Below are 17,535 nucleotides of genomic sequence, written 5' to 3'. Positions count from 1 at the left end.
GAAGAGTTGATTTAGCTCTTTATTACTTATTCAGGAATTACTCGCTAGCGTTATTTAACGCTTGACGAGGATTCAAATGTGGTCGTCACAGTTTCAGCTTACGCTGACTTTTGACTTGACCGTTTTGCATCCATCATCCACTGTTTAGTTTTCAAAGACCATTTTTTAGCCCGGCCTCACGACCGGAATCTTAGTTTACCATAACCCTCACTTGCATTTCAAGTGAAAKTTTTTGGTAATTTTTACACCGCCTCATCGGCGACGGAACTTCATCTTACCACGATAACACGAATTATCAACTGGTAATTTTAAGTACCACCTTGCGGCGACATTTGTTATCATAACACGCCATTGAATGTTATGCAACGGTTAATTTCTTGTCATCTTTCCTAATCTTGGACAAGTACCGCGAACGTTTTTAATCATATCATAACATTTCATAACATTCGGCACCGGTCAAGTTGGGGTTGTGATAAAGTTTTAAAAATATACAAAATGCATAACTTTATAATTGTTCCTTTACCCTGTTTGCCCAGATCCTGCTGATTTCCACTTCAAGTTGAATTCCCTCCACACCATACTCCTCTTTACGTACATTACCCTTCTGATGCAAAAGGGAAACTAAATTTGTTTTATCGTAGGGGATCCATAGTTTTACCACTGAATAGCGTTCTTTTAATGCATCGGCAATTAAGGACAGCAGTTGTTCAATCCCTTGCCCCGTAAGGGCAGAAATATTGACCTTTGGATACTCGGTAAGGGGCAGGTCCTGGGGGTCCTGAAGTAAATCCATTTTATTAAAGACCATGATAACGGGTTTGTTTAAAGACTTTAAAGATTCCAAAACAGATTCGACCGCACGTATTTGCCCCTCGCAGTTGGGATGTGAAACGTCCACTACATGCAGCAGCAAGTCAGCTTCCTGCACCTCTTCCAATGTCGCCCGAAAAGCAGCCACCAGGTGGTGAGGAAGACTCTGAATGAAACCAACTGTATCGGTAAGCAAAACAATATCGTTGTTGGGCAGCCGAACACGCCTTGTGGTGGGATCGAGGGTGGCAAAAAGTTTGTCTTCCACCAGAACATCTGCCCCTGTGAGGGTACGGAGCAAAGTGCTTTTGCCGGCGTTTGTATAACCCACCAGACTGACCAGCGGTAAAGGTTCATCCCTTCTGTCTTTCCGCAACAAGGCCCTGTGCTGCTGAACTTCTTTCAGTTCCCTCTCCAAGTCGGAAATGCGCTTCCTGATCCTCCTGCGGTCTGTTTCCAGCTTGGTTTCGCCGGGTCCCCGGGTTCCGATACCGCCCCCCAGGCGGGATAATTGAGTTCCCAGGCCCGTCAAACGAGGCAATAAATATTTCAATTGGGCTAACTCCACCTGTAACTTGCCCTCTTTGGTTTGGGCACGCCGGGCAAAGATATCTAAAATAAGCTGGGTTCGATCAATCACTTTGATGCCGATTTTCTCTTCCAGGTTGCGGGCTTGAGCCGGTGAAAGTTCCCGGTCGCTGATTACAATATTTGCTGCCGCTTCCCGACAGTAGTCGGCCAGTTCCTCCGCCTTTCCCTTTCCGATAAAGGTTGCCGGTTCCGGGCGCTGGCGATTTTGCATGAACTTCCCGACCACTACAGCCCCGGCGGTATCTGCCAGGCTGGATAACTCCTCCATGGACTCAGTAAACTGCCATTCTTGCATATCCGGCAGTCTTACTCCCACCAAAACAGCCCTTTCTCCTGTTGTCTCTAATATTTCGTACAAGCAGAAACTCCCCTTCTTACGGTTTGCTCAAATTATAGTCCTTTACTCCCCGTTAAACAACGGTATCTTTTTTATGAAACCAGAACCAAATTAGTCATAGTGCGTCCCTGTTTCTAATAGTTATGTACAAAAGCCTGAAGGAGGGGTCATTTACGTTCAACAAAAAAAGCTTTTATCGATGGGCGACAATAGTCCTTAGCCTGGCTATGTCGTTCTTCATTTTTGCGCCGGTTGCCGGCGCCCAGGAAAGTAAAATGATTATTATTAACAAAAAAACAAATCAATTGGGCTTTTATCAGGACGGTGTACTGCAAAGGGTCTTTCCCGTAGCAACCGGTCGCCAGCGGAGCTTTACCCCGGAAGGCAAATTTAGAATCATCAACAAAATAGTGAACCCTTATTACTACAAAAAAATATTCCCGGGGGCAGCCTTACAATCCACTGGGGCCACGCTGGCTTGGCCTGAGTGCTCCGGGCGGCCCCTACGGCATTCACGGCAACAGCAACGTCCATTCCATCGGTACCTATGCTTCCGATGGCTGCATCCGTTTGTACAATAAAGACATTTTATGGCTCTACGAACAGGTTCCCATCGGCACTCCGGTCATGATCGTCTGGAATGAAACTGACTTGAATTCCGGTTTTGTTGACAACAAACCTGTAAATGTATACCTTAATAATGAAGCAGTAACTTTGGAAAGCGAGCTTAAAACCTTCAGCAAGCAGGGCAAACCCTACATTCCTTTAAAATTATTGTGCCAACTGCTTGGATATAATCTTGGCTGGAACAACCAAACAAATACCATTAGTATAAACCAAAACGGCTTTAATGCAGGTTTAACGCCCAATGGTAAAAGGGCCGCACTTAATGGTCAAGAGATTTATTTGACAGACCCACCCCTGGTACTCAATGGAACCACCTATGTCACCAAATCAACCATTGAGGAAATTTTCCCGGTTCATGTTACGTGGCAACCAGCCGGCAGAGAACTTTATCTCTCATTTAGGACACCCCCTGTAAACGCCGAACCTAAACCGGCAGAAACAAAAAGCCAGGATTTCTTATCCAGTCAAAAACAGGATCAAATACAAACAGGTATACAGTAAATTTTGCAGGATTATGAATGCCAGAATCGAAAGCTTATAGTAACCAATCATATAACTAACAATGATAGGAGTGATTTCGGCATGGATTTAAAAACCATGAGAAACCTGGCTAAAGAACAACTGAAAGGCTATTGCCGGGTTTGTCCCGTTTGTGACGGTCGTGCCTGTTCCGGAGAGGTTCCCGGCATGGGGGGCACAGGTACCGGCATCAGTTTCCGTAATAATTTAACGGCTCTCGCATCGTACAGTCTGAACATGCGTACTTTACACGGGGCAAAGGATCCCGTCACTGAAACTGAGTTGTTTGGCAGCAAGCTGTCCAGTCCCATTATGGGCGCACCAATGACCGGAACTTCCTATAATATGGGCGGAGTTCTAACAGAGGGGGAGTTTATCGGCATGATTGTCTCCGGCAGCAGGCAGGCCGGCACCCTTGGCTGGACCGGTGACGGCGCAGACCCGGCCATGTATACTTCCGGTCTGGAGGCCATTGCCGCTGAAGAAGGTTTTGGTATCCCCATTATTAAACCCCGGGAACAAAAGGTTATTATTGAATGCATTCGCCGTGCAGAGGCTGCCGGCGCCAGGGCCGTCGGGGTAGACATCGACGGGGCGGGTTTGGTGACCATGGCCCTTAAGGGTCAGCCGGTAGGTCCTAAAACATTGGAAGAAATAAAGGAACTTGTCAGTTCCACCAAACTTCCCTTTATCCTGAAAGGTATCATGACGGTTGACGAGGCCGAAAAGGCCGTGGAGGCAGGCGTTAGTGCCATCGTTGTGTCAAACCACGGGGGTCGAATTTTGGATTGCACTCCCGGGGCAGCGGATGTTCTACCCGCCATTGCCGCTGCAGTTAAAGGAAAGGTAACCATCCTGGCTGACGGCGGTGTGCGTACCGGTGTGGATGTTCTGAAGTTATTGGCCCTTGGCGCCGACGGCGTTTTGGTGGGCAGGCCTCTGGTGGTAGGAGCCTTTGGCGGCAGGGAAGAAGGCGTGAAAATGCTTCTGGATAAAATGACCGCTGAGTTAAAGCAAGCCATGATATTAACCGGCTGCAACACCATTCAGGAGATTGACCAAAGGGTTATTTACAAAGCATAATCAAATACGGAAAAATCCCCACAGAACCATCCATACTGTGGGGATTTTTAGTTTATTTAATTAACGGAAAGTACGGGGATGCCTCTGGCTTCCAGTTCTTTGACCAGAGGCTCGGGATCAATTGTGTTAACCCTGACCACCATGTGTATGACGTCATTATCTTTTCTATGTATGACCAGCCCTCTGATGTTAATATTCATCTTTTTAATGATCTCCGTTAAATCCGCAATGGCTCCAACCCGGTCATGCACCTGCAGAACCAGTCTTGTCCCCGCTTTCTTCAGTCCGAAAAATTCAATAAAGGCATCGAAAATATCGGTTTGAGTAATAATGCCCACCAGTTCATCGGCTTCTAGGACCAGCAGGCTACCGATTTTATTTTCTCGCATGATGAGGGCCGCTTCTTCGATGGTTGTGTCCGGGCTCACTGTAATGGGGTCTTTCAGCATAACCTCGCTAACCACCATTTTGGAAAGCAGGTAATTCATTTCGAAAATACTCAGGGTGGTTGCCGGTGATGGAGTAACCGTTAATAATTCGCGTTCAGTAACCAACCCCACTAAACGGCCCTTATCCGTTACGGGCAGCTGGCGAACCTTCAGTTTCTTCATTTTTTCCAGGGCCTCTAAGATCGGGGTGCTTCTGGAGATGGTAATGGGTGAGGTGGTCATGCAATCTTTTACAAACACTTGGGTCAACCTCCTTTATAAAAACCTCCGTGTTAACACCCATTGTAATAGAAACCAATTATTGCCGCAAGAAGAAGATTTTCATACTGTTCTTTGTGACATATTGGGGTCGTTGATTAAATTTCGGACATCCCGGGCGTAATCCCGGTATGTTAACAGGGGTTCTTCAGAATCTGACGAAGCATCCATGACCCTGTCCACAAATAAAGTGTGCGTGTCCAGATCAATGGTTGCCCGGTGGTCCACTTGACAATCATAATAGTCCGGACAGCCCTCGATGATGGGGCTGCCTGTCTTCCCCCGTTTATATTTAAAGGATGCAAATTTGTTCATTTGCCTGCCGGAGTTTCTTCCAAAATAATGGGCCATGTGTCCTTGGTTTTGTCCCAGGGCAGACAAAGAAAAAACGCCACTCTCTTTAATGTAATCATGGGTAAGGTTATTTTTATTGACGGCTACAGCAACCTTGGCCGAGCAATAGGTCACCTGAGTCACACTGCTGCAGCACATCGCATTAACTTTTCCTGCCCGGGTTGATCCAACAAGATATAAGACACTGTTTAATGCGGGCATTCCCAAGGAACTCTCGATATCCGGCTGTTCCACTCCCTGGTCTTGCACAAGAATATACCGGTTGGCCTCGCTGAAACAGTTTTTACTATGAATCAATTCCCCGAAATCATATCGCCGGTAATGATTGTTCAAGTCGTCATGCCGGCCCCAGAGCCAATTGAAGGCCGGCACGCTGAGAACCAGGATTCCCCCCGGCCGAACCACCCTTTTTAATTCCTCCAATACCGGTTTTTCTTCGGACAGGTGCTCCTATACATCCAAACACAGCACCAGATCAAAGGACCGGTCTTCAAAGGGCAAACACAGAACGCTTTCGTGGAGGGCATTTAGCCCGATATTACGACAGTGTTCCACCATTTCTCCGGATATGTCCACACCAACTACAGAACCATATTTTGACATATATTCCATGGTTCCACCAGCCCCACAGCCAGCGTCTAAAATTTTCATGTCGGGCCGGAGATAAGGTTTAACTAATTTTCCAATAATTTCCCTTCTACCCTTATACCACCAGTGATTTCGTTCCATTTCAACCATATTCAGGTAAATAATCTCGTCCATAATGGGTTAGTTTATCTAAATTTTACCAACTTTATTCTCGACAGATAAAACGGAAATGTGAATTGGTGTCGAATCTCTCTTTCATATCGACAAACCTACAGAGAATTCTCCGAAGGGATAGGACCCTTGATGGGGAATGATTTGGGTAATATTAAGAAGTGGAGGCGTCGTTAATGCTGAATAACATTCACAGACACATGGAACAAATATCCCGGGAACAAGTGGTCCTTCTGGCCGATTTTCAAGAAGTTAATATTGTGAGTAATAAAGAAACCATCAATCATATAAAACGGTTAGCCAGGGAAACAGGCCTGCCGGTTTCAAGAGTGGTGGAAGCAATGATTCGGGCAGCCCTGGATGATGTAAAGATGGTCGCAGGCTGATTGAGAAGTGAGATGTGAGAGGTTGGAAGTGAGAATAATAAAGAAAGGAAAAAGGTGATGGAATGATCTCCATCACCTTTATTTTTTATCTTTGTTATTGATTTTCCGGTTTAATTCCTGTCCGGTGGGGGTTGTGGCCAATCCGGCCAGAGAAGTTTCACGCAGGCAGGAGGGCAGCATGGTGCCTATCTTATACATGGCCTCAATAACTTCGTCACAGGGTATGACACTGGTTATCCCAGCCAGGGCCATATCTGCAGCAACGATGGATGCGGCGGCACCCATGGAATTTCTTTTGACGCAGGGCACTTCCACAAGGCCTGCCACAGGATCACAGACCAGGCCCAGCAAGTTCTTCAGGGCGATGGCTGCAGCATGGGCAGATTGCTCCGGCGACCCTCCGGCCAATTCAACCACAGCGGACGCTGCCATGGCCGCCGCCGCTCCTATCTCCGCCTGGCATCCTCCGGCGGCTCCGGAGATGGTGGCGTTGTTGGCAATCACGTAACCAATGCCCCCTGCATTAAACAAGGCACTTACCATCTGCTGCCGGCTGTTTTCTAAATGCCGGCCGGCGGCCAACAGGCACCCGGGCAGTACACCACTGGAACCGGCCGTAGGCGTTGCCACGATCAATCCCATGGACGCATTGACTTCCGAGGTTGCCAGGGCATAATTTACGGCATCCAGAACGACCCCCTGGCACAAACTTTTGCCGCTTTTCGCATATTCTTTGAGACGCAAGGCATCCCCGCCGGTCAGCCCGCTGCGAGATAATACAGCCTCATTGATTCCCTTTTCCACAGCCTGTTCCATCACCAGCAGGCTTTTTCCATATGGGAAAAATCTCTTCTCTGGCACGACCGGTGGTTTGTACCTCTTGTTCCAACACCACTTCCCCGATGGTTTTCCCATGTTCCCGGGCAAGTGCAACCAGTTCAGCTACAGTACGGTATTTCAACAGTCTTCCCCTTTCATCTAAGGTGTCAGTAGTGCTACACTGTATACATGGTCAATTTGTTTAACATCTTCAATGATTTCATTGGTTAAATCCTGGTCGGTTTCAATGACCATCAGGGCCTGGTCTCCCCTGGACTTTCTGGCGACCTCCATATGACCAATATTAATCTCTTTACAAGCCAGAGCCTGTGCTACCCGGGCTACAGCTCCGTACCGGTCATGATGAAACACCAGCAGGGTGGGGCTGTCGCCGCTTAATGAGATCTTAAACCCTTCAATTTCTGTCATGGTGATCTTCCCGCCGCCCAAAGAAATACCCACCGCTTCCAGGGATCCTTCGCTGTCACTGAGTCTTACCCTGGCGGTATTGGGATGATAATCCGATTCCTCCGGAACAATTTTAAAAATGATTTCCACACCCCGGTCCCGGGCCAGTTGGAAAGAGTTGACCATATCCTCATCGTCTGCATGAAGGTTTAAAATACCGCCCACCAATGCGAGATCCGTTCCGTGACCGCGGTAGGTCTGGGCAAAGGACCCGTATAAAGTAATCTCCGCGTTGGTTGGCTGCCTGCCAAAAATGTCCCGGGCCGTCTTGCCGATTCTGGCTGCGCCGGCCGTATGGGAACTGGACGGGCCAACCATGATTGGACCAATGATATCAAAAATTGAATTGTACCGCATTATGAGTCTCCTTATTATAAATAATCAGGAAGATCATAACACTTCTTTAGAATGAACTCAACAGGAAGAGTTTTGTAAATAAGTGACAAAACTGTTAAACAATACATATTCTTCTGAATATTGTTTATGTTTTGACTATTAGTATTTACTATGATTTGAATTAGTGATATTCTAAATAAAATAATTTTTTTTATTTTTTGGTAACGGAGGCGGTCCTGTGGAACAAAAATTAATTCAACAAGCCGAACAACTAAAGGACTTAATAAGAACTCTTAACCGAAAATTTCGTCAATATATGATGGCGCAAACTGTTGGTTGCGGTTTAACCGTTCCCCAGCTTCATTTAATGCAGGAATTATTCCAAAACCCGGGCATTACACTGGGTGAACTAAGTATCCGGCTGGGGTTGGCTAAAAGCACCGTTTCAGGTATTGTTGACCGGCTGGAGAAACAAGGCAAAGTCATCCGTAAACGCAACGACCAGGACCGCAGGGTGGTTCATATTGACCTGTCCCCTCAGGTGAAAGAATTGGGCCAAAACATCTCTTTAATGCGTACAAACTATCTGGCCAGTCTTCTGTCCTCCATGACCCAGGAGGAAATAGCCGGTTTACTGACGGGGTTGGAGAAAATTAACCAATTGATGATTCAGGAAACAAACGGACCCGGTTCCGCCGACCCGGATTTTGACTAATGGGACACACACAATACATAAAACGACCACCTTCCCGGTGATCGTTTTTGTTTGAACCTTCATTGCACAAAGATAAACCTTAGTAATTTGTTCTAAAAAGTTCCTCTCCCGGATAAGTTGTTACAAAGATAAAAGGAATTATTTTGCCTATCCTTAACCTGCCTTTTATCGACTTTTAATGATCCTAACGTAAAATAACATTAGTTAGGCTAAAAAATTTAGCCAGGAGGGGAAGCCGTGCATATAAGGATCTTGGATACCAATGTTTTGCTGGACCGACCCATTAAGGAGATCATTTCGTCCTTAGAACCCTGCAAAATCATTATCCCCTTAGCAGTTGTCAATGAACTGGATCGTTTTAAAGGATTAGAAGATGCCCGGGGGCACTGTGCCCGGCAGGCCATCCGTTTTTTGGACAGCCTGCGACCACAGCTGCACCAGGGCGTTTTACTTCCCACCGGCCATCAAATTCAGGTCGAAGTAAACCATTGCAACGTGCTGTTACCCGAATACCTGCCAAAGGATAAGGTAGATACAAGAATTTTGGCCATTGCCAAGGGATTCAGAGAAGAACAAAAGTCCCCGGTTATCCTAGTCACCCAGGACATCTGCCAGCGGGTGATCGCGGATACCCTGGGGATCTCTGCTGAAAATTATGCCGCTGAGCAGGTAAACCTGGACTATTTGTACAAGGGCTGGGATACCATCAGCATCTCTTATGACGAGGTGCAGGATTTCTACCAACTCAGACACATCGAAGTGGCCAAAGACCTGTTGGAAAATCAATATGTCTGCATGGAAGATAGCCTGGGCGGCCGTCATTTGGGGCGTTACAGCAAAGGACTGATTCATCCCCTGCGCAGGACCTGCATGCCTTTGGCCTGGGACCGGCGGAAGGAAATTTGGAACAGTCTTTCCTAATGGATGCTTTGCTGGACCCCTGCATCGAACTGGTCAGCATCCTGGGACCGGCCGGCACCGGGAAAACCTTGCTGGCACTGGCGGCAGGGCTGCAGCAGGTGGTAAATCAAAGACTTTATTCCAAGCTGATTGTCACCAGGGCTTTAATTCCCCACAGCCGTGACATCGGCGCCCTGCCGGGTACAAAAAAAGAAAAATTGACTCCCTGGATGGCAGCCATTTATGATAACCTGGAATTCCTAACCCGTAACTTTGCGGCCTCCAAGCATGATGAAAGATGTTCTCCCTCCGAACGGGTGGAAAAGTTTATGGAAGAAGGCTTCATCGAACTGGAGGCCCTCACTTACATAAGGGGCCGTTCGATCCCCAAACAATGGATTCTTATCGATGAAGCACAAAACTTAACCAAAGAAAACATTAAGACCATTATCACCCGGGCCGGCATCGGCAGCAAAATTGTCCTGACAGGGGATATTCAGCAAATTGACAATTACCGGCTTACGGCAACCAGCAATGGTTTTGTTACGTTGATTGAATCCTTTAAAAACCAGAATTTATTCGCTCATATCACCCTGAGCCGGACAGAGCGCAGCCGTTTGGCTGCCCTGGGAGTTGAGCTGTTACCCTGAGAAAGGAACAGGTGTTGGAGGCATTCCAACACCTGTTTATTATTTTTCTTAACTGCCGAACTTAATGGAAACTTTAGGACCGGGTGATTGTTTCTTCGCATGAATACCCGTCATAACGGTGGGCTTCAAGAACAGGTTGTTCTGGCCCCCTAATACGGGTTCATCGTTCACTTCGCTGTCGGAAATATTTGCCGTGGGTTCCCCTGCTTCAGGCTCCGTTACGCTTCCTTCGACAATTTCCTGAGGCATGGTTTGCATAATTTCGTCCACCTGGCTGATACTATCACCGGTACTCTCTTCAACGGGTTCCGGAGTTTCTTCGACAGGCTCTTCGAGGAGGACCTCCGGCACCGCCTGCTGCTCTTCTACCGGAGTTTCCTCCGGTTTTTCGGTTTTTTCAACCACTTCCGGTTGCTGCACAAAAGTTTCTTGCTGGCCATCCGTTATCTCCTCATCCGTCTCAATGACCGTGCTTTGCGGATACTCTGCAACGTCTCCGTCAGACAGACCAACAGCCGCCGGCTTAGCCGGTTGTTGATATTGATCTGCCTTTGTTTGACCGGTCTCAGAGTAGGCACTGGCATTGGTACCCTTTTGAGATAAGTAAAGGAGAATAAAGATTAAAAATAATGTAAATGCATTGTAACTAGACCCACGATCACCTGCCACCTGCAATAACCCCTTTCTTTGAAAACTAAAAAAATTGACCCTGGTATATATTACGAGAAAAACCTTTAAGTGTTACAAATTAATGAAATCAAAGATGATCCCGTGCATACCACTTGCACCGGAGGGCAAATTACTTTTAGAGTCACTCAGAAAGGGGACATAAGGATGGATCTCTGGCTTTTTACGCTGTTCGCAGCCATGATCGGCCTGGCTACAGCCCTGTGGTTTATGCTAATCTCCCGTTTGGACAAGAGGGAGTAAAATGACGGTCTGGGTTTTATTTGACGGCATAATCTGGGTACGTACCACTCTGGTTCTGCTTTGGTCGGAAAGGGTTAAAAGAGTACTGGCCCGCTGCCCTGCAGCACAGCCGGTCAATGGCCCTTTCGGGCGCTCCGATAACTGCTGTTGTTCATGCAAAAAGCTAGCACGGTGCTAGCTCTTAATCTTGGCAAGAATCTTTGTAACCGCAAAGGGTTTGTTTTCAATGGCGACAACTTCTTTTTGCAATATCTCGATATGCCTCATTTCCTCATCTCTTAGTTTGAGAAATAACTGCCTGGCGGACGGATTTCGCACCCTGACCGCAGCATCGTTATAAAAGGCTTGGTTCTTGATTTTGTCTTCCAGAGCATCGTTTAGAAATTCCAGGCTATCCATAGCACCCTCCTATTTAATGTCCAACTTTTGCATTTCCTGTTTTAATTCAGCCAGGTGGCTCTGGGCAGTCATCTCAAAAACTTTAAAAATTTTCTTTAGACGTTTATCGTTCACTGTCTTGGAAAAGTAAGCATATTTTGCCTGGCGGAGTTCTTCAGCGTCATAGGCCTGTTTAAATACATTATGTTGAACATCCTTCTGAGTAAGTTTGGCCAACCCGTTTCACCCCCGTATCCCTTTCATAATTCTAAGGCATATTATTATCTTTTCAGCGGAAAATATTAAGTAAATTGGTTTTCTAAATGACAGGGGATGGAAAGAAACCTATGAAAGTAGCCATTATCGGTGCAGGCATTGCCGGACTTTCCTGCGCTCTGGAACTGGAGAAGCAGGGTATCCGACCGGTGATCTTTGAGAAGAGACATAGGCTGGGGAGTCCTTTTCCCTTTGCGCCCGTGCTGTTGAATTTTGTATTCCGTCCCGTAAAAGATCAAATAAAGGAATTAAAAAAGAGTTTTGACATAGATATTAAACCAATCACTGATATCCGGCTGCTGCGGGTGCAGGGACCTACCACCGAATATACGGTGGGGGGACATTTGGGCTATAGCGTTTTACGGGGTCAGGACCAGTATTCCCTTGAAATTCAACTGGCAGGCAGGTTAAAAACGCCTGTCCGGTTTGAATCCCCGGTTAAGCCCAAAGACTTATTAAAAGACTTTGACTATTTGGTGGTGGCGGACGGCACCAAAGATTATGCCAAAGAACTGGGTATCTGGAAGAGCACTTACCAGTCCTGGGTGCGGGGGGCCACCGTTTTAGGCAGATTTAACCCGCAGGAAGTTCGCTATTGGTTTAATACCGGGTATGCCAAAAGTGGTTTTGCCTATCTGGTTCCATTAGGAACCGAAAGGGCCACCTTAATTTTGAATGTTTCTTACATCGCTCAGGATGAACTCTCCCAGTACTGGCAGGCATTTATAAACATTGAAAAAATCAATCCGGAAACTGTCATGAACTGGGACATCGACTATGAAACCGGCCTTGTTTTCCCGCACCGGGTAGGGAATACGTACTTTATTGGAAACAGTGGCGGCTTTGTTACCGGTTGGCTGGGAATCGGTGTTTTTTCCAGTATCGCCAGCGGGGTGGAAGCGGCCCGGTCCATCGCCCGAGGCACCAATTATGAAAAAAAATGCGGCATCTCCATAAAATCATGGAAAGGCAGGCCCGTTTCCGTCTCTTATGGGATGGCTTTAACAACCGGAATTTGGAAAGAGCCGTTAGATTGATGGGCAGGCCCGTTCTAAAACACCCGCTTTACCATACCGACCTGGATGTCATGAAAACCGTCGATCCTATTATTCAGTTTTGGTTAAGTAAAATTCCGGACAACGAAAAAAGAGTCCATTAACAAATCCCGTAGAAACTGCATAGGATAGCTTTAGGAATGACAGAAAATTGCACATTGCCGTCCGAAAAATATTAAAATATTTACTATAAATTAACAGAACTATGTTCTATTATTAATACATATCCTTTATAATCATATAAATATCTCAGCAGGAAGGAGTGGTTTATTTTGATGAACAAATTGTTTCGTATTAACCCTCGTAGCCGCCAGTATTATAAACCAACCCCCTTCGTTGAAGAGCAGGGTTACGGTGAAACCAGCAACAATCATTTAAACACCTACTGGCGGGTCGATAACGACGGCCACATGTGGCTGGCGGAATCCTGTGTTCGGGGTGTGGGAGACCGCAGGGTTTTCAAAGTTTGTTCCGAAGCAGAGAAATGGGCCCGGGAATATGCTTATTCCCGGGCAAAACCGTGGGGCGGTTTTTAACGCGATGATTACTCCGGTTCTTGTGTGAAAGTACCGCTCAGTCTTTATTTGATCAAATGAATAAGATGCTTTCCTCAGAGAACCCACTTCAGGTGGGTTGTTTTATTTTGGTTTACCGGCAGGATAAAAATCCAGAAACCCTCCAATCCAGGAGGGTTTCCTTTAACGGACTGAGGCGAACACCTTAGGGTTGCACAACTAGTCCGGTGATTATAATATGATCAACTTTCAATAAGAATATTTATGCACGGACTTAATAATAGCTGGAACCTGTCATAAACATTTTCAATCTGGCCATATTAACTATGGGACAACATTTAACGCTGGAGGTGCCCATTGTCTTTTTACATTCCCGGAGACAAATTATTTGAGTATATGGTTGCGTATATTCTGCGCAACAACGGATATATAGCCGGCGTCCCCCGGCGCAAATTAGGCGGCCGGGGGACACAGCATCAGGTCGGGGTGATCGGTATTGATTTAAATAACAGCCCCTTTTGTTTAAATACCGTTCTGCTGGTGGCCGCCAGGGGGCCCGAGCCGTTGGACCATACCGCTGACATGCAGCTGGTACGCAACCTGAAGGCCACCCTGCTGGACCTGGAACAAACGCTGCCCTCCCGCCGGGAATTGATCCGAGACCTGCTGGATAACAACCGGGGAGACTTGTTTCACCGCATTTACGGGGGCAAAAAAGTAAAGGAAACCCTTACCGTGAATTACGTGGGGGGCGTCTTTGTGGCAGGGGAGTTTTCTCCCCCGGCCTGGGAATACGCCAACGCCCACGGCATCTATGTAGTGCACCTGCCGGAGTTTATGGCCGGCCAACCTGTCCTTCACTGGTACCGGCGAATCCGCTGCCAGATGTCCCAAATCCTGACCGAGGATGGCCAACTGACCCTGCCGGGGCTGGCCAAAAAAACAAAAAAATCCCGGATTTCCGGGAAATTCTCCTCTTGCTGCGGCAGCCCCTGCAGGGAGAGTTAATTCCTGAACACAGCCACGATCTTTTTACCGTCTTTAACGAACTGCTGCGAACCGAGGAGATGGCTCCCCTGGCCCGCAGTTTACAGCGCACGACCCTTGCCACCATTAACGGCTACCCGGTGGTGATTGAATACAATATGGGCTACAAAGCCCTGCTGGATGCCGCATTGTCCATTTATGAAAGAAAAATAAGGACCATTAAATCCGTAGTCCCGGCCACCACTTACAAACCCCTGGATGTGGTTCATTTAAAGGTTCATGAGATCACCCGGGCAGCGGACCAGGTATCGAGGTTTTCCTACCGGGTAGAACAGGAAAATGTCCCCCCGGCCATTCAAAATTTAGCCGGGGCGGTTTATGTGCCCAGTACGGTTTTGGACAAACGTTCCATGGAAAGATTCCGTCTGAAGATGCCCTTAAAGGCCGGTCTCAGCCTGGTATGCGAGTTTTACCGGGATGCGGATCTTTCTGCCGAGCCTGTTAGACAAAGTGTCTGAATGCCGCCAGGGTTCCGGATACAGCCAGTGTCACGATAACGCCCGCCAGCAGGACGCCGGCCAGTACAGCCGCCAGGGCCTTTTTGGGACACAGGCCCAGCAGAAAGGCCACGATACAGCCTGTCCAGGCGCCGGTTCCCGGGGCAGGCATCGCTACAAAAAGAAACAACCCCAGGGGGCCGTATTTAGAAATCAGTTGGCCCCTTTCATTGGAACGACCGTACAACCATGTAAACCAGCTTTGGGCTACCGGCAGCCGCTTTTCCAAAAATCGCTGCATGGGGCCCAGAAAATGAAGAAGGATGAGCGCAGGAATGGCATTGCCCAGCACAGACCAGCCCAGGGCCTGCCAGGAACCCATATTGAGGACTCCCATGGCATAGGGAATGGAACCCCTTAACTCCACCACCGGTAAAGTAGCGATCACAACTACCAGCAATTCCCGCGGCAGTCCCTTTAATAACTCGATCAATGACGACACCCCAATACTTTATTTAAAATCTTGAGTAAAGACAATGCAATCAATACCTCTGCCTGTGGCAACACGGAATGTAGTAGTTCGTCATGTAACGCTGATTTCCTTTCTATATTATAACAAGTAGCATAAAATACCGCCATAAAAAGAAAAATACCCGTTTATGAACGGGTTCATACAATATAGTAAGGCAGACGCGGTTTACGAATTTTCTTCCCTCAGATCAAAGACACGTTTACTTTTCTTCTCCGGCCTCGGCAGGCTGCCGTAGGCCATTGCTTCCACTTCGCACTGGATGCCGATGCGGGATTTGATACTGCACCGGCAGGTCTAACCCCAAACCTGTTTTACATGAATCTGCAGAAAGTTCACCCGTTACTTCTACGTCCTGGCAGACATGACAGGTGCGGGTGGTTGGCCGTAAAATCACCGGCAGCCCCAGTTCCTCGGACAGCTTGAAGGCTTCCCTGGCCATTTCCTTTGCCTCCCGGGGATCCGCCGGGTCCAGAACCGGCAGTTTGGCAAACTGGGCAAACGGTAGTCAAACCGTTCAACCGGTTCGCCAGTAACGTAATTTGAGGGGGATCCAGCAAGGTTTGGGCCAGGTGTTACAAAGTAATTACCGTTCCCCCTGCGGTCAGGTTGTCCAGAATCTCCAGCATATTGGTCACCCGGCCCACCGCCAACTGGTCCTTTAGTTTGTAATAGTCCAGGCAGGTGCCGCAGGAGATCACTTCGGTCCCCCGCTCGGCCAGTTTTGTGATCTGTTCCAGTACCCGGGACTGTTGAACAGACAAACGAACCCCCGAGTTAACCAGCATGATGACCCTGGGGGCCGGTTTTTCCAGGAGACTGTTAAAGAAACTGACCATCAGTGTCTCACCCAGGTCCTCGGCCCCACTGCCAAAGGTGTTGCTGCCAATCAGGTAAACCGTGGGTGCGGTTTCACATTTGGCCGGTACCACGGTCACCGGTCCTGTCCCCTCACCCTTGGTAATGGTGATATAGAATTCCCCGTTCTTTTCCTCCACGTTGATTTTGCACCCGGCATTTTCCGCAAACCGGGTGACATTTTCCCGGGCCACCTGGTTATCCACAACAGAGACTACAGTGCCCTGTTCCATTTCCTCCAGTGCCCTTTTGGTATTGATAACCGGCTGCGGGCAGGCCAGCCCGCGGTTATTAATTTCCCTTACCACGCTATTTCCCCCTCTGGATGGTGATCAAAGCTTGGTCCGGGGGTGTCAATTCGCCCACAATCCTGGCGTCCGCCACGCCCCGCTGGTGCAATTCCCTAATTAACTTTTCCGCCCTGGCAGGATGGCTGGCAATCAACAACCCTCCCGAAGTTTGGGGATCAAAAAAGATATCCGTCTCTTCCCGGGTGACCACCTCCTGAATTTTCACCTGATCGCCCAGGTGGTTCCGGTTGTTATAAGCCCCGGCGGGTATAATCCCCATGCGGGCCAGTTCCCTCGCCCCCGGTAAAACAGGGACCTCCCCGGCATAAATCTTTATGCTTAAACCGCTGGCCCGGGCCATCTCGGCAGCATGTCCCAAAAAACCGAAGCCCGTAATATCGGTACAGGCAGAGGCTCCAACATCCAGCATCGCCATGGCCGCCTCTTTATTGAGGGAAGCCATGGTGGCAACCGCCCTGTGCATCACTTCCGGTTTTACCATGGCCGCTTTAATACCGGTATTGATAATGCCCGTGCCCAGGGGTTTGGTCAAAATCAAAAGATCCCCCGCCCCGGCGGTGGCGTTGCTGTAGACCCTGTCCGGGTGTACCACGCCGGTGACAGCCAGGCCGTATTTGGGTTCGTCGTCCTGCACACTGTGCCCGCCGGCAATGATGGCGCCGGCTTCGGTGACTTTATCCGCCCCACCCCTTAAAATCTCTCCCAGGATGTCCGAAGACAAGCAGGAAGGGAAGCAAACGATATTAAGGGCCAACAGCGGTGTGCCGCCCATGGCATAAACATCGCTCAAGGCGTTGGCCGCTGCAATTTGGCCAAAAAGGTAAGGATCATCCACCATGGGTGTAAAAAAGTCCACTGTTTGAATGGTGGCCAGTTCATCATTCAGACGATAAACCGCTGCATCGTCGGATGTGTCCAGCCCCACCAGCAGGTTGGGGTTTGTATTCTTAGGAAGATGCCGCAGTACCTGCGACAGGACCTCCGGTCCCACTTTGGCCGCTCACCCGGCAGCTTTTGTCATTTGTGTCAATCTTGTCTCTGCCATTACGCCACCCCCTTTACAAATGACATTATTAGCCCTTCGCCAAGATTTATGTACTTTCCTTTTGTTATTGCATAACTTTTTGTTATATAATAA

22 protein-coding genes and 2 pseudogenes are annotated in these 17,535 nt (G+C 48.1%); 11 read left to right on the top strand and 13 right to left on the bottom strand.

From position 1 onward, the window contains the following. Positions 1-505 precede the first annotated feature (505 nt). Positions 506-1,759: a GTPase HflX gene (gene hflX / locus P378_RS09915; RefSeq protein WP_099083139.1), complete on the bottom strand. Its 1,254-nt coding sequence runs from the start codon at positions 1,757-1,759 to the stop codon at positions 506-508. A 122-nt stretch (positions 1,760-1,881) separates the two neighbouring features. Here hflX and P378_RS21615 point away from each other — a divergent pair, with 122 nt between their 5' ends. The 3 genes from P378_RS21615 to P378_RS09905 all read left to right on the top strand — a co-directional run bounded on the left by P378_RS21615 (position 1,882) and on the right by P378_RS09905 (position 3,967). Beyond that, complete coding sequence (locus tag P378_RS21615; RefSeq protein ID WP_338013892.1) at positions 1,882-2,319, top strand: L,D-transpeptidase; 438 nt, start codon at positions 1,882-1,884, stop codon at positions 2,317-2,319. Continuing rightward, the gene (locus tag P378_RS21610) at positions 2,201-2,866 is read left to right on the top strand and encodes a L,D-transpeptidase family protein (RefSeq protein ID WP_338013896.1); all 666 of its coding nucleotides are present in this window, start codon (positions 2,201-2,203) and stop codon (positions 2,864-2,866) included. Before P378_RS21615 ends, P378_RS21610 begins: the two co-directional genes overlap by 119 nt. 81 nt (positions 2,867-2,947) lie before the next feature. Further along, complete coding sequence (locus P378_RS09905; RefSeq protein ID WP_099083138.1) at positions 2,948-3,967, top strand: alpha-hydroxy-acid oxidizing protein; 1,020 nt, start codon at positions 2,948-2,950, stop codon at positions 3,965-3,967. A 56-nt stretch (positions 3,968-4,023) separates the two neighbouring features. Here the strand turns inward: P378_RS09905 and P378_RS09900 are convergent, their stop codons facing one another. The 3 genes from P378_RS09900 to P378_RS21605 all read right to left on the bottom strand — a co-directional run bounded on the left by P378_RS09900 (position 4,024) and on the right by P378_RS21605 (position 5,757). After that, positions 4,024-4,656: a CBS and ACT domain-containing protein gene (locus P378_RS09900; RefSeq protein ID WP_099083137.1), complete on the bottom strand. Its 633-nt coding sequence runs from the start codon at positions 4,654-4,656 to the stop codon at positions 4,024-4,026. Positions 4,657-4,737: 81 nt separating this feature from the next. Further along, a complete protein-coding gene (locus P378_RS09895) occupies positions 4,738-5,433 on the bottom strand; it encodes a flavin reductase family protein (protein ID WP_238473093.1) in 696 nt (231 codons plus the stop codon). Between the two features lie 45 nt (positions 5,434-5,478). Continuing rightward, positions 5,479-5,757: a class I SAM-dependent methyltransferase gene (locus tag P378_RS21605; RefSeq protein WP_274378688.1), complete on the bottom strand. Its 279-nt coding sequence runs from the start codon at positions 5,755-5,757 to the stop codon at positions 5,479-5,481. Between the two features lie 206 nt (positions 5,758-5,963). Between P378_RS21605 and P378_RS09885 the strand changes: the two genes are divergently transcribed. Then, positions 5,964-6,173 carry a hypothetical protein gene (locus P378_RS09885; RefSeq protein ID WP_099083136.1) on the top strand — a complete coding sequence of 70 codons (210 nt, stop codon included), beginning with the start codon at positions 5,964-5,966 and terminating at the stop codon, positions 6,171-6,173. Between the two features lie 78 nt (positions 6,174-6,251). Here P378_RS09885 and sdaAA read toward each other — a convergent pair. Both sdaAA and sdaAB read right to left on the bottom strand, forming a co-directional pair. Next, a pseudogene (sdaAA, locus tag P378_RS09880) lies at positions 6,252-7,134 on the bottom strand (L-serine ammonia-lyase, iron-sulfur-dependent, subunit alpha). A 17-nt stretch (positions 7,135-7,151) separates the two neighbouring features. After that, a complete protein-coding gene (sdaAB, locus tag P378_RS09875; protein WP_099083135.1) occupies positions 7,152-7,817 on the bottom strand; it encodes an L-serine ammonia-lyase, iron-sulfur-dependent subunit beta in 666 nt (221 codons plus the stop codon). A 217-nt stretch (positions 7,818-8,034) separates the two neighbouring features. Between sdaAB and P378_RS09870 the strand changes: the two genes are divergently transcribed. The 3 genes from P378_RS09870 to P378_RS21595 all read left to right on the top strand — a co-directional run bounded on the left by P378_RS09870 (position 8,035) and on the right by P378_RS21595 (position 10,061). Beyond that, positions 8,035-8,511 (top strand): MarR family winged helix-turn-helix transcriptional regulator, encoded by a 477-nt coding sequence (locus P378_RS09870; RefSeq protein WP_099083134.1) that lies wholly within the window; start codon positions 8,035-8,037, stop codon positions 8,509-8,511. 237 nt (positions 8,512-8,748) lie between these two features. After that, the gene (locus P378_RS21600) at positions 8,749-9,432 is read left to right on the top strand and encodes a PIN domain-containing protein (RefSeq protein ID WP_238473092.1); all 684 of its coding nucleotides are present in this window, start codon (positions 8,749-8,751) and stop codon (positions 9,430-9,432) included. Then, positions 9,414-10,061: a PhoH family protein gene (locus P378_RS21595; protein ID WP_238473091.1), complete on the top strand. Its 648-nt coding sequence runs from the start codon at positions 9,414-9,416 to the stop codon at positions 10,059-10,061. The genes P378_RS21600 and P378_RS21595 overlap by 19 nt, the downstream gene beginning before the upstream one ends. Before the next feature lie 48 nt (positions 10,062-10,109). Here the strand turns inward: P378_RS21595 and P378_RS09860 are convergent, their stop codons facing one another. From P378_RS09860 to P378_RS09845, 3 genes are all read right to left on the bottom strand, one after another. Then, positions 10,110-10,730, bottom strand: a complete 621-nt coding sequence (locus tag P378_RS09860; RefSeq protein WP_099083133.1) for a hypothetical protein — start codon at positions 10,728-10,730, stop codon at positions 10,110-10,112. A gap of 435 nt (positions 10,731-11,165) precedes the next feature. Beyond that, the gene (locus P378_RS09850; RefSeq protein ID WP_099083131.1) at positions 11,166-11,390 is read right to left on the bottom strand and encodes a ferritin family protein; all 225 of its coding nucleotides are present in this window, start codon (positions 11,388-11,390) and stop codon (positions 11,166-11,168) included. Between the two features lie 9 nt (positions 11,391-11,399). After that, positions 11,400-11,606, bottom strand: a complete 207-nt coding sequence (locus P378_RS09845; RefSeq protein ID WP_099083130.1) for a hypothetical protein — start codon at positions 11,604-11,606, stop codon at positions 11,400-11,402. A gap of 110 nt (positions 11,607-11,716) precedes the next feature. Here P378_RS09845 and P378_RS09840 point away from each other — a divergent pair, with 110 nt between their 5' ends. The 4 genes from P378_RS09840 to P378_RS21585 all read left to right on the top strand — a co-directional run bounded on the left by P378_RS09840 (position 11,717) and on the right by P378_RS21585 (position 14,720). Further along, the gene (locus P378_RS09840) at positions 11,717-12,682 is read left to right on the top strand and encodes an NAD(P)/FAD-dependent oxidoreductase (RefSeq protein ID WP_238473090.1); all 966 of its coding nucleotides are present in this window, start codon (positions 11,717-11,719) and stop codon (positions 12,680-12,682) included. A 293-nt stretch (positions 12,683-12,975) separates the two neighbouring features. Next, a complete protein-coding gene (locus P378_RS09835; protein ID WP_099083142.1) occupies positions 12,976-13,236 on the top strand; it encodes a hypothetical protein in 261 nt (86 codons plus the stop codon). Between the two features lie 336 nt (positions 13,237-13,572). Further along, positions 13,573-14,223 (top strand): hypothetical protein, encoded by a 651-nt coding sequence (locus P378_RS21590; RefSeq protein WP_238473089.1) that lies wholly within the window; start codon positions 13,573-13,575, stop codon positions 14,221-14,223. Then, positions 14,193-14,720 (top strand): hypothetical protein, encoded by a 528-nt coding sequence (locus P378_RS21585; protein ID WP_238473088.1) that lies wholly within the window; start codon positions 14,193-14,195, stop codon positions 14,718-14,720. Before P378_RS21590 ends, P378_RS21585 begins: the two co-directional genes overlap by 31 nt. Here the strand turns inward: P378_RS21585 and P378_RS09825 are convergent. The 4 genes and pseudogenes from P378_RS09825 to selD all read right to left on the bottom strand — a co-directional run bounded on the left by P378_RS09825 (position 14,704) and on the right by selD (position 17,442). Next, positions 14,704-15,192, bottom strand: coding sequence for a COG2426 family protein (locus P378_RS09825; RefSeq protein WP_099083129.1), 489 nt, complete (start codon positions 15,190-15,192; stop codon positions 14,704-14,706). The two genes, P378_RS21585 and P378_RS09825, sit on opposite strands and share 17 nt — an antisense overlap. 204 nt (positions 15,193-15,396) lie before the next feature. Then, positions 15,397-15,522 (bottom strand): annotated as a pseudogene (locus P378_RS24115) (hypothetical protein); the annotation flags it as partial. A 281-nt stretch (positions 15,523-15,803) separates the two neighbouring features. Then, positions 15,804-16,394, bottom strand: coding sequence for a sulfurtransferase-like selenium metabolism protein YedF (gene yedF, locus P378_RS09815; RefSeq protein WP_099083128.1), 591 nt, complete (start codon positions 16,392-16,394; stop codon positions 15,804-15,806). A 1-nt stretch (position 16,395) separates the two neighbouring features. Next, complete coding sequence (gene selD, locus P378_RS09810; RefSeq protein ID WP_099083127.1) at positions 16,396-17,442, bottom strand: selenide, water dikinase SelD; 1,047 nt, start codon at positions 17,440-17,442, stop codon at positions 16,396-16,398. Positions 17,443-17,535 lie beyond the last annotated feature (93 nt).

This window comes from Desulforamulus profundi, assembly GCF_002607855.1.
The sequence above is the reverse complement of the archived record's forward strand: the minus strand, read 5'-3'. Positions and strand labels throughout refer to the sequence as shown.